Origin of the sequence: Aestuariimicrobium sp. T2.26MG-19.2B, assembly GCF_950101875.1 — a bacterium.
In the GTDB taxonomy this organism is placed as follows: Bacteria; Actinomycetota; Actinomycetes; order Propionibacteriales; family Propionibacteriaceae; genus Aestuariimicrobium; species Aestuariimicrobium kwangyangense.
Genome location: NZ_CATNLW010000002.1, coordinates 221,555 through 233,200 on the forward strand (window position 1 = coordinate 221,555; position 11,646 = coordinate 233,200).

Genomic DNA, 11,646 nt, shown 5'->3' on the forward strand with positions numbered 1-11,646 from the left:
GCCCCCGATTCGTCCCCCTGCTGGGACGAGCGGTCACTGCTCGGAGAGATCCTCGGCCAGTTCGTCCCAGCTGGTCTGGTCGAGCACCCAGTCACGCACCTCGGGCATGTCCTCGAGGTGGTCGACGATGTACTCCGCGTGCCGCTCGAGCTGGCGCTCGCACCAAGCCTTCAGTTCGGCCATGCCGCGCACCTTGCGCTTGGAGTTGTGGATGGCGTCGATCACCAGGTGGTACCGGCTGGCCTGGTTGCGCACCACCATGTCGAAGGGGGTGGTGGTCGTGCCCTGCTCGATGAATCCGCGGCAGTGGAACCGGTCGACGTCGGGACGTCCGTGCACCAACTGGTGGATGGTGCCCGGGTACCCGTGGAAGCTGAAGACCACGTCGACGTTGTCGGTGAACAGTTCCCGGAACAGTTCGGCGGTCATCCCGTTGGGGTGGTCCTTGGGACGGGCCAGGGTCATCAGGTTGACCACGTTCACCACCCGCACGGTGAGCTGCGGGAGCCGGGTGCGCAACAGGTGTGCCGCCGCGACGGTCTCCATGGTGACCACGTCACCGGCACACCCCAGGATGATGTCGGGGGCAGCCTCGGTCGACAGGTCTTCGTTGCCGGCCCAGTCCCACACACTGGCGCCGCGGCGGCAGTGCTCGTTGGCCTCGGCCAGGGTGAGGTACTGCAGTTGAGGCTGCTTGTCCTGCACGATCAGGTTGACGTGGCTGCGGCTCGAGAAGGCGTGGCGGGCCACCGACAACAGGCAGTTCGCGTCGGGCGGCAGGTAGATGCGGGCCACGTCGCCCCGGTGCTGCATGACGTTGTTGATCAGACCCGGCCCCTGGTGGGAGAACCCGTTGTGGTCATTGCGCCAGGCGGTGGACGACAACAGGATGTTGAGACTGGGCACCTTCGCGCGCCAGGACAGGTGACTGGCCTCCTCGAGCCACTTGGCGTGCTGGATGGTCTGGCTGGCACTCACCATCGCGAAGGCCTCGTAGGTGGCGAACAGCCCATGCCGCCCGGTCAGGTTGTACGCCTCGAGCCAGCCGTGGCAGTTGTGTTCGGAGAGCACCTCCATCACCCGGCCCTGCGACGACAGGTGCACATCGTCCTCGGTGACCGCCTCCTGCCAGTCCCGGTCGGACACCTCGAAGACGGCACCCAGCCGGTTCGAGTTGGTCTCGTCGGGGCAGAACAACCGGAAACTATGGGGGTTGCGTTCGTACAGGTCGCGCATCAGCGCACCCAGCACTCGGGTCGACTCGGTACGGGTGGTCGCCGGTGCGGGCACCTTCACCTCGTAGTCGTCGATGTCGGGCAGGTCGAGGGGTTCGGTCAGCAGCCCACCGTTGGCGTGAGGTTGACGGCTCATCGCCTTCGTCCCGACGGGGTTGTTGCGGGTGACGAGCTCGACGGGTGCACCCGACTCGTCGAACAGTTCCTCGGGCCGGTACGACTCCAGCCATCGCTGCAGCATGCGCAGGTGGTCAGGATCTTCCTTGACGCCGGCCAGCGGAACCTGGTGGGCGCGCCAGGTGCCCTCGATCAGGGTGCCGTCGACCTCGTGGGGACCCGTCCAGCCCTTCGGTGAACGCAGGATGATCATGGGCCAGCGCGGACGACCTGTCCGCCCGCCACCACCCGAGCGTGCCTCGGTCTGGATCTGGCGGATCCGGCCCCAGGCGTGGGCGAGTGCCTCGGCGAAACGGGCGTGCATACCGGGAAGGTCGCCGCCGTTGACCTCGATCACCTCGTAGCCGTGGCCCTCGAACAGGCTGCGCACCTCCTCGGGCGGCTTGCGGCTGAGCACGGTGGGAGCGGCGATCTTGCCGCCGTTGAGGTGCAGCACCGGCAGTACCGCTCCGTCGTGCACCGGGTTGAGGAAGCTGATCCCCTTCCACGAGCCCTCGAGGGGGCCGGTCTCGGCCTCGCCGTCGCCGACGACGGCACAAGCGATCAGGTCGGGATTGTCGAACACGGCACCGAACGCGTGGATGAGGGCGTAGCCCAGTTCCCCACCCTCGTGGATCGAGCCGGGGGTGGTCACCGAGGCGTGCGAGGGGATGCCGCCGGGGGCCGAGAACTGGCGGAAGAAGGCCTCCAGCCCCTCACCGTCCTGGTGGATGTGGGGGAAGTACTCGGTGTAGCTGCCCTCGAGCCAACTGGCCCCGGTCAGTGCGGGACCACCGTGACCGGGTCCGGCCAGGTAGATCATGTCCTGACCGGTGTGGCGGATCAGCCGGCTGGCGTGGGCGTAGATGAAGGCCAGCCCCGGGGAGGTTCCCCAGTGGCCGAGCAGGCGCGGTTTGATGTGCTCGGGTGCCAGGTCGTCCCGCAGCAGGGGATTGGCCTGCAGGTAGATCTGGCCCACCGTGAGGTAGTTGTTGGCGCGCCACCACGCATCGACGGTGGCGAGGTCGTCGTCGCTCAGTTGCGACAAATCCTGGGCGAGGTCCTGGTCACTGCTCATGCACCCACTCTGGTGCAGTCGAGCCGACCGCGGGGCGGGTTCACCAGAATGTCGTGCGACTCAGTCCAGCAGGTCGAGCAGGGCTCGTTCCAGTGCGGTCTGGCGGGCCGTCGGGGAGCGGTGTCTGGCCCGGGCCGCGTCCCCGATCGTGGTGCCCGACTCGTAGAGGTCGATGATGCGCGGGTCGATGTAGGACGACCGCGCGATCGCCGGCGTGTTGCCCAGATAGGACGAGACCTCCATCACGGCCTGCTTGACGGCGCGCTTGCGTGAGGCCTCGCTGGTGCCGGGTTCGTCGGTGGTGGCGAGCACCTCGGCGGCGATCACACCGGCGTGCCAGGTGCGGAAGTCCTTGGCGGTGAACTCGCCGTCGAACAGGTCGGCCAGGTAGGAGTTGACGTCGGCGCTGGTGAGGTCGCGCCAGCCTTCGCCCGAGGCCAAGGTGTGGTTGCCGTCATGGTGGGCCAGCAGTCGGCTACCACCCTTGCGAGCGCGCATCTGGGCCAGGGCTGCGACCGCATCGGGGTCGGAGACCTCGATGGTGTGGACGATCCCCGACTTGCCGACGAAGGAGAACACGAGGTCGTCGCCCCGACGACGCACGTGGCGTCGCTCGAGGGTCGTCAGCCCGAAGGAGCCGTTGGCGTCGGTGTAGGCGTCGTTGCCGACGCGGAAGTAGCCGACATCGAGCAGCCGCACGGCGGTGGCGCACGCTCGCTCCTTGGTGAGGCCCTCGGAACGCAGGTCGCGGGTGATCTGCGCACGGGCCTCCGGCAGGTGGTGGGCCGCGGCCGCGACGCGCTGGAACTTGGCTCGGTCCCGTCCCGCCCTCCAGTCGGGGTGGTACAGGTACTGTCGGCGCCCCGCGTCGTCGGTGCCGACGGCCTGCAGGTGGCCGTTCGGCAGTGGGCAGATCCACACCTCGCGCCAGGCCGGCGGGATGACCAGCGACTTCACCCGGGCGATGTCGTCGGCGCCGAGGGGACGACCCAATTCGTCGAGGTAGCGGAACCCTCGCCCCGATCGGCGGCGCTCCCAACCGGGCTGGTGGCTCGAGACCCTTCTCAGTCGCATGATCGCCTCACAGCCCCGGTGACTCGTGGCTCACGCCGCCGTCGACCGTGATGGTCTCGGCGGTCAGGTAGCTGGCGCCGTCGCTGGCCGCGAAGAGCACGACACTGGCGATCTCGTCCGGACTTGACACCCGGCCGAGGGGGATGGCCTCCTCCAAGGCCTCAGCGAGCTTGGGTTCGTCGAGGGTGGCGGCGTTCATGGGCGTGCGCACGGCGCCCGGGGCGACGTTGACCATGCGGATGCCGTGGCCCGCGAGTTCGACGGCGCCGTTGCGGGCCAGCATGCGCATGCCTCCCTTGCTGCAGCAGTAGATGGCGTTGCCGGGCATGGGCCAGTCCTCGTGCACGGACGAGACGTTCACGATCACCCCGCGGCTGCGTTGCTTGATGAACCGCTTCGCGGCGACCTGGGCACCGAAGAAGGCGCCCTTCAGGTTCACGCCCAGTTCGAGGTCGTAGTGGGCCTCCGTCGCCTCGAGCAGTGAACTGCGGGTCTCGACGCCGGCGTTGTTGACCCACACGTCGAGTCTCCCGAATTGGTCGACGGCGGCATCCACCAGACGTTGGAGGTCGTCGACACGGGTGACGTCGGCCCGGACCGCGATCGCCCGGCCGCCGGCCTTCTCGACGTCGGCGATCACCCGCGCGTTGGGGGAGTCGTCCCCCACGAAGTCGATGACCACGTTGCAGCCCTGCCCCCCGGCGGCCCGACAGATGGCCGCACCGATGCCGGTGTTGCCCCCGGTGACGACGACCGTGCGACCGGCGAGACTGGGATAGACGTTGGGGACGAGCCTGGCTGCCATGGGTGCTCCTTCAGGAGGGTTGGTCGGTGGGTGGCTGGGGCCGGGTGCGGGCGGCGCCCGTGTGGCGGGTCTCGGTCTGCTGCACCTGGTGGGTGGCTCGCTCGATCACCAGGTGGGCGACCATCGCGGTCCAGCCGGTCTGGTGGCTGGCGCCCAGCCCCTCACCGGTGTCGGCGTCGAAGTACTCCGAGAAGGTGGGGTGGTCGAGCCAGAGAGGTCCATCCCCGCGGTCACGGGGGGTGCTGGCGGGCCGTCCGTCGGGCCCGGGGGCCCAGAGGGCCACCAGTCGGTCGGAGAGCTCGTCGGCGATCTCGGCCAGGGTGAGGTGGCGACCCGACCCGGTCGGGAACTCCACCGGGTTCTTGCCGCCGACCCCGTCTCCGCGGTGACGGAGGGCTTCGATCAGCAGGCAGTTGAGCGGGAACCAGATCGGTCCTCGCCAGTTGGAGTTGCCGCCGAACATGCGGCTGTCCGACTCCCCGGGCAGGTAGCGCAGCGACATGTCCTGGTCGAGCAATCGCACCGTGAGGCCGTCGCGGTAGGCGGCCGAGAGGGAGCGGATGCCATGGTCGGAGAGGAACTCGCCCGGGTCGAACACCCGTGCCAGCACCCGCGGCAGACGCGGTGGGTCGACCAGCGACAGGGTCTGCAGGTGGCCGTCGTCCGATCGTTCGGTGAGGATCCAGCGGGCGAGGTCGGGCCGGTTGTCGACCAGCCATCGCCGCCGCCGCGTGAACTCCGGCAGTTCGTCGGCCACCCACGACTGCGTGTTGGCCACGGCCAACAGCGGCACCAGTCCGACCAAGGAGCGCACCGGTACCCGCTCCACCCGGTTGTCGGGGCCGACCAGGGTGTCGTAGAAGAAGCCGTCGTCGTCGTCCCACAGCGAGGCGCCGCCGGTTCCGAAGCGCTCCATCGCCTGGCAGATCGACAGGAAGCGGTGGAAGTGCGTGGTGGCCGTCTCGTCCCAGGCGGCGTCGGTGCGCGCCAACTCCTGGCTGATGCGCATCATCACCAGGGTGTGGAAGGCCATCCAGCTGGTGGCGTCGGACTGCTCCAGCCGCCAGCCGTCGGGTACCTGGGTCGACCTGTCGAACAGCGAGATGTTGTCCATGCCGAGGAAACCGCCCTCGAACAGGTTGTTGCCGGCCTCGTCCTTGCGGTTGACCCACCAGCCCGAGTTGAGCAGCAGCTTGGTCATGATCCGCACCAGGAAGGCACGATCCCATGCCCCGTCGGCCAGGTAGACCTGGAAGGCCGCCCAGGCGTGCACGGGTGGGTTGACGTCGCTGAACCGCCACTCGTAGGCGGGGAGTTGGCCGTTGGGGTGTTGGGCCCACTCGCGGCACATGAGCAGCAGTTGGTTCTTGGCGAAGGCAGGGTCGATGTGGGCCAGGGCGACACAGTGGAAAGCGAGGTCCCAGGCCGCGAACCACGGGTACTCCCAGTCGTCAGGCATCGAGATGACGTCGGCGAGGTCGAGGTTCGTCCAGTCGGTGTTGCGGCCGACCGGCTCGTCGGCCCTCCTTGACTCCGGTGGCGGGGGCTGGGCGGGGTCGCCCTCGAGCCACTCCTCCACCGAGTAGCGGTAGATCTGCTTGCCCCACAACAGTCCGGCGAAGGCCCCTCGGCACAGGTGCCGCTCGTGCGCGGACGAGTTCTCGGGCATCACCGCATCGTGGAATTCGTCAGCCTCGGCGCGTCGCTCGGTCAGGGTCTGGTCGAAGCCGGGGCCGAAGGGGTCGTCCAGGTCGTTCTGGCTGTGGGTGAGCCTCAGCCGCACCTCGACGCTCCCACCCGGTGGCACGGTGGGGAAGTGGAACCAGAACCCCACTTTCGTGCCATGGGGTTCGGGCCGACAGGCATCGGCCTGTGCGTGGACGATGGCCCGGTTGATCGCATCCTTGGGGTGCGGCGAAGGGTTGGGTTGGCCCCACAGGTCCTCGGCGTTGGACTCGTTGTCGCACCACAGCACGGTGGGCGCCCCGACGACGGGGGAGTGTTGCACCGCGAGCCGATACTCGCCCAGCCACGCGTGGCTGCTGCGCACCTCGGTGTGGCCCGGGTGCTCGTCCGCGCCGCTGATCGAGGCCTTGCGGTCGTCCCGCCCCCAGGCCCAGGTGTTGCGGAACCAGTACTGGGGCACCAAGTGCAGCGGTGCTGCGTCCGGGCCGTGGTTGGTGGCCGTGACGACCATGCAGATGTCGGTGGCCTCGGCCTTGGCATGGGTGATGGTGATGTCGAAGAAGCGGTTGTCGGCCAGCACGCCGGTGTCACTCAGTTCGAACTCCCGGTCACCGGTGTCGCGGCGGGCGTTCTCCCGGACCAGGTCGGAGTACGGATAGGCCGCCTGGGGGTAGCGGTAGAGGAACTGCCCCCATGCGTGGGTCGGCAGGGCGTCGAGCGGCCAGTAGTACTCCTTGACGTCCTCACCGTGGTTGCCCTGCGGGTTGGTGAGCCCGAACGGACGCTCCTTGAGCCGGTCGTCCTGGCCGTTCCACAACGCGACGGCCAGATTGGCGAAGCCGTAGCGGTCGGTGAGCCCGGCGATGCCGTCCTCTCCCCAGCGATAGGCGCGCAGGTGGGCGTGGTCGAAGGGGAAGTGGTTCCAGGCGTCGCCGTCGGGGGAGTAGTCCTCGCGGACGGTGCCCCACTGCCGGGCGGACAGGTACGGCCCCCAGCGGCGCCAGGCCGAGTCCTGGTCTGCCGAGGTCGACAGGCGACTGCCCTCAGCCGTGTGCTCCGTGCTCACGGTTTGGAGCGTAGCCACAGGCCCAAGCGCCGGTGTGGAATTGCACACATACGAAAACTATATAAGAATGTGATGCATGAGTGAGCAGATCGCCGATGAGGTGCTGCGGGCCGTGGCCCGGATCAACCGGTGGGCCAGTTCTCGTTCGACCTTCGAGTTGCCCACGGCGCAAGCGCGCCTGCTGGGCCACATCGACGACCTGCAACCGGTACGCGTGACCACCCTGGCCGCTGCCGACCACTCGTCCCAGCCAGGGGTGACGGCGCAGGTCAACCGCCTGCAGGAAGCCGGGCTGGTCGAGCGCGTCGCCGACGACACCGATGCCCGCGCCTCGCTGCTGCGTCTGACCAGCAAGGGTGCCCAGAGCCTGGCTCGCACCCGTCACCAGCGGGCCCGGACCCTCGCACCCTTGCTGGACGAGTTGCCGCCCGACCAACTCGACGACCTGCGTCGCGGGTTGGCCGTGCTGACCGACCTGCTCACCCCGACAGCCCCCACGTCCCGGAAGGACTGAACCTCGTGCGTCGAACCGCCCGAACTGCCCGAACCAGAGGAACTGCCCCAACCAGCGGAACTGCCCGACCCAGCCGTGTCAGCGTGGTGCACCAACCCCGCACCGTGTGGGCTGTCGCCTTCGCCTGCGTGATCGCGTTCATGGGCATCGGTCTGGTCGACCCGATCCTGAAACCCATCGCGGACGACCTGAGCGCCACCCCCTCGCAGGTCTCGCTGCTGTTCACCTCGTACAACGCGGTCATGGCCGTGGCGATGCTCTTCGCCGGGTGGGTGTCCAGCCGACTGGGGGCCAAGACGACCCTGCTGATGGGGCTGGCGATCATCATCGTGGGGGCGGGCGCGGCTGGCATGCAGGACGCCATCTCGGGCATCGTCGCCTTCCGGGCCGTGTGGGGTCTGGGCAATGCCATGTTCATCGCGACGGCCCTGACCACCATCGTCACCGCCGCGAAGGGATCGGTCGGGCAGGCCATCATCCTCTACGAGGCGGCCCTCGGGCTGGGCATCGCGGCCGGACCCCTGTTGGGCGGCGTGCTCGGCGGGATGTCGTGGCGCTTCCCGTTCTTCGGGGTGAGCGTGTTGATGACCATCGCCCTGGTGGCCACCGCCCTGGTGCTGCCCTCGGCCCCGCCCACCGGCGAGAGGACATCCGTGACGGCTCCGCTGCGGGCCCTGGGCCATCGTGGTCTGCTCACGGTTGGGCTGACGGCCTTCCTCTACAACTTCGGGTTCTTCACCCTGCTCGCCTTCACCCCCTTCCCCCTCGACATGGATGCCCATGGCGTCGGGCTGGTCTTCTTCGGTTGGGGCCTGTTGCTGGCGCTCTCGTCTGTGCTGCTCGCACCGCTCGTGCATCGCTGGGTCGGCACCGCTGTGGGGCTGGTCTCGGCGCTGGCACTGTTCATGCTGGTCCTGCTGGTCATGGGTCTGTTCACCGACCACAAGGTGGTGCTGGTGGTCGGGGTCGTGCTCGCCGGAGCGGCCCTGGGGGTCAACAACACCCTGATCACCGAGACGGTGATGAAGATCTCGCCGGCACCGCGTGGGGTGGCGTCGTCGGCCTACAGCTTCGTCCGGTTCATCGGCGGGGCGATCGCACCGTGGCTCGCCGGTCGGCTCGGCGAGCGGTCGGTGCACGTGCCGTTCTTCGTCGGGGCAGGGGCCGTGCTCCTCGCCATGGCGGTGCTGTGGACGGCCCGTGACCTGATCCACGCGCTCGACCACGCGCCCCACCACGGGGCCGAGCCGATCGACTCGGAGTTCGAGGCCCGCGCCGTCAGCGTGGGCGATGCCTGAGCTGGACGAACAGCGTGTGCAGTCTCTCCACGGCCCGCGGGTGCAGGTACGACACGAACGCCGGGTACTGCAGGGCGAGCACCAGCAACTGGCGCGCCGTGACCCGTGCCTCCACCTCGGCCGGGTCGAGCCCGCGTCGCGCGGCGTAGTCCGCGATCACGGTCGTTCGTGGGACGACGTCGAGGTCGGCGGCCGCCCTGGTCAGCAGGAACGCGAGGTCATCGGTTCCTCGTCCGATGCCGGCGCTCTGCCAGTCGACCAGGAGCGGATCGCCGTTGTCGGTGACGACATTGCCCCAGTGGCAGTCACCGTGCACGAACTCCTCCTCGGCGGCGGAAGCCAGCACCTCCAACCCGTCGCGGTGGTCGAGCACGCGCTGCAGTTGGGAGCGCGTCTGCGGGGTCGACCACAGTAGGTCGAGAGCCGGACGATCGTTGACCGGGTCGAGCTCGGACCAACCCTGGTACCGCCACAGCGAGTCCGCGGGCGAGTCCAAGGGCATCGGCGTCGCGTGCAGGCGGGCCAGCAGGTCGACCAGCGACGTCCACAAGGGCAGGCTCGGGACGGGGTGTTCCTCTGTCAGGGCCGGCCGGTGGGCGCGCATCACCACCACGGTGTGCTCTGCCGTCACCTCGCCGGCGAGCACGCGGGGCATCGGGATGGGCAGGGCGAGGCCGGTCAGGGCAGCGAACTCGCGTCGCGCGCGACCGGTGGCCTCGTCGGAGTCGTGGACGGTGATCTTCACCACCACGGCCTGGCCGTCGCGCACACCCGTGACGACGGTGGAGCCCGACATGGAGCCCGGCAGCAGCGGGTGGTCGTCCAGGACGACGCCGTGCCGGTGCGCCACGTCGGCTGGGGTCACCCCTTGGGCCACGACGGGGGGGTCGGCTGCGCCGTGTTCTCCTCGGCGTCGGAGTGGTCGGTCCAGGAGTCCTTCGGTCGGTAACCCAACTCGAGCATCGTGTTGGTCATGTCCCAGCGCCGGTTCGGGTTGTCGGAGATGGCGTAGTACAGCCCGAATCGCGTTTCGGCCTCGATCGCGCGGCGCACCACCTGCTCGGTGTCGTCGGGGCTGAGCCACATGGCACGCAGCAGGTCGAGGTCGGTCTCATGGGTGTCGGGGCTGCTCCAACCGATGCGCAGCGCGATGAAATCGATGCCGTACTCGTCGTGGTAGAAGCGTCCCAAGGCCTCCCCGAAGATCTTCGAGACCCCGTACAAGGAGTCCCCCCGGGGGAGGGTGTGGGGATGAACCGGCCACTCACCGTGCCGGTCGTACATGCCCATGGCGTGGTTCGACGAGGCGAACACGAACCGGCGCACCCCCGCCTCCCGAGCAGCCTCGAGGGCGTTGCGGAAGCCGATGATGTTGGCCTGCAGCACGTCGTCCCAGGTCGAGTCGGGGGAGGCTGAGCCGGCCATGTGCACCACGGTGTCGACGCCGTCCATGAGCTTCAGGGTGTCGTCGTAGTTGGTGAGGTCGGCCAGCACCAAGTCGTCAGGATCGTCGTCATCGGGGTGGCGACCCTGCAGGACGAGGTCGTAGTCGCCGCGCAGGCGCTGGGCGAGCAGCTTGCCGATGCCCCCGGTGGCGCCGGTGATCAGGATGCGTCGTCTGGTCATGGTGCAATCCTTCCAGAGCCCGCCAGGATCACCACCGTGGCTGCACCAACCCTCGAAGATCGGGGGTTGGTCGAACAACGGTGGTGATCCTGGCGCTCAGTCGTCGTCCTTCTGTTCCTTGGTCCGGCCCTCCTTGGAGCGACGCTTGTTCACCGTCGCGGCGGCGATCTCCTCGGCGCGGTCCTCGGAGCGTCCCTGCTCCTTCTGTTCGGACTCCTTGATGTGCTCGTACTGCCGTTCGTCCTTGTCGGACCATTCCTTGGGCATGGCTCCTCCTGTGTCGACGGATTGCTCTCGAGACTAGGACACCTTCGGCGGCTCGGCAGGAGCTGGAGCGGGATCCGCCCCGACCCCCAGCCGACCGAGCAGCGGTCCGATGATGTCCATGGGCAGGGGGAAGACGACCGTGGAGTTCTGGTCGGCCCCCAGTTCCAGCAGGGTCTGTAGGTAGCGCAACTGCAGTGAGGCCGGGCTCTGGCTCAGCATGTCGGCCGCCTGCTTCAGCTCGCCGGAAGCCTGCAGTTCGCCGCGGGCGTTGATGACCTTGGCGCGGCGTTCTCGCTCCGCCTCCGCCTCCCGGGCCATGGCGCGCTGCATCTGTTCGGGGATCTCGACGTCCTTGATCTCCACGGTTCTGACGTCGATGCCCCAAGGCTGCGTCTGCAGTTCGATGATCGTCCGCAGGTCCTGGTTGAGCTCCTCACGGTGGGCCAGCAGGGTGTCGAGGTCGGCTCGTCCGAGGATCGACCGCAGGGTGGTCTGCGCAATCTGGCTGGTGGCGACGGCGTAGTTCTCCACCACCATCACCGCCTTGACGGGGTCGGTCACGTTGAACAGCACCACGGCGTTGACCCGGGCCGGCACGTTGTCCTTCGTGATCACCTCCTGCGGAGGGATGGTGAGCGTCACCACTCGCTCGTCGACCCGCTGTAGCCGGTCGATGCCCGGCCAGACCACGTGCAGTCCGGGCCCGTACAGCGGACGAATGTGCCCCAGCCGGAACACCACCCCGCGCTCGTACTCCGAGATGACCCGCAGCGAGCTGAAGAGCAACGCACCCCCGAGGATGAGCACGGCCAGCACGATCGCGATGGCGGTCATGGGGGTG

10 protein-coding genes are annotated in these 11,646 nt (G+C 68.5%); 2 read left to right on the plus strand and 8 right to left on the minus strand.

Annotation, left to right across the window (positions count from 1 at the left end):
- Positions 1-33: 33 nt before the first annotated feature.
- Genes QQZ11_RS10815 through QQZ11_RS10830 form a run of 4 tightly spaced genes read right to left on the minus strand, consistent with a single transcriptional unit; the run spans position 34 to position 7,100 of the window.
- On the minus strand, positions 34-2,469 hold the full coding sequence (locus QQZ11_RS10815; protein ID WP_284550393.1) for a phosphoketolase family protein: 2,436 nt from the start codon (positions 2,467-2,469) through the stop codon (positions 34-36).
- Between the two features lie 60 nt (positions 2,470-2,529).
- Positions 2,530-3,543: a DNA topoisomerase IB gene (locus QQZ11_RS10820; protein ID WP_284550394.1), complete on the minus strand. Its 1,014-nt coding sequence runs from the start codon at positions 3,541-3,543 to the stop codon at positions 2,530-2,532.
- 7 nt (positions 3,544-3,550) lie between these two features.
- Positions 3,551-4,348, minus strand: a complete 798-nt coding sequence (locus QQZ11_RS10825; RefSeq protein ID WP_284550395.1) for a glucose 1-dehydrogenase — start codon at positions 4,346-4,348, stop codon at positions 3,551-3,553.
- A gap of 10 nt (positions 4,349-4,358) precedes the next feature.
- Positions 4,359-7,100, minus strand: coding sequence for an MGH1-like glycoside hydrolase domain-containing protein (locus QQZ11_RS10830; RefSeq protein ID WP_284550396.1), 2,742 nt, complete (start codon positions 7,098-7,100; stop codon positions 4,359-4,361).
- Positions 7,101-7,176: 76 nt separating this feature from the next.
- Between QQZ11_RS10830 and QQZ11_RS10835 the strand changes: the two genes are divergently transcribed.
- Together QQZ11_RS10835 and QQZ11_RS10840 are read left to right on the plus strand one after the other, a co-directional pair.
- Positions 7,177-7,614 (plus strand): MarR family winged helix-turn-helix transcriptional regulator, encoded by a 438-nt coding sequence (locus tag QQZ11_RS10835; RefSeq protein ID WP_022910127.1) that lies wholly within the window; start codon positions 7,177-7,179, stop codon positions 7,612-7,614.
- An 83-nt stretch (positions 7,615-7,697) separates the two neighbouring features.
- Complete coding sequence (locus QQZ11_RS10840; RefSeq protein WP_284550397.1) at positions 7,698-8,912, plus strand: MFS transporter; 1,215 nt, start codon at positions 7,698-7,700, stop codon at positions 8,910-8,912.
- Here QQZ11_RS10840 and QQZ11_RS10845 read toward each other — a convergent pair.
- From QQZ11_RS10845 to QQZ11_RS10860, 4 genes are all read right to left on the minus strand, one after another.
- Positions 8,893-9,777, minus strand: coding sequence for an aminoglycoside phosphotransferase family protein (locus QQZ11_RS10845; protein WP_284550398.1), 885 nt, complete (start codon positions 9,775-9,777; stop codon positions 8,893-8,895). The genes QQZ11_RS10840 and QQZ11_RS10845 overlap by 20 nt on opposite strands.
- Positions 9,774-10,538, minus strand: coding sequence for an NAD-dependent epimerase/dehydratase family protein (locus QQZ11_RS10850; protein WP_284550399.1), 765 nt, complete (start codon positions 10,536-10,538; stop codon positions 9,774-9,776). The genes QQZ11_RS10845 and QQZ11_RS10850 overlap by 4 nt, the downstream gene beginning before the upstream one ends.
- A gap of 96 nt (positions 10,539-10,634) precedes the next feature.
- A complete protein-coding gene (locus QQZ11_RS10855; RefSeq protein WP_284550400.1) occupies positions 10,635-10,805 on the minus strand; it encodes a hypothetical protein in 171 nt (56 codons plus the stop codon).
- A gap of 33 nt (positions 10,806-10,838) precedes the next feature.
- Positions 10,839-11,639, minus strand: coding sequence for a slipin family protein (locus tag QQZ11_RS10860; RefSeq protein ID WP_284550762.1), 801 nt, complete (start codon positions 11,637-11,639; stop codon positions 10,839-10,841).
- Positions 11,640-11,646 lie beyond the last annotated feature (7 nt).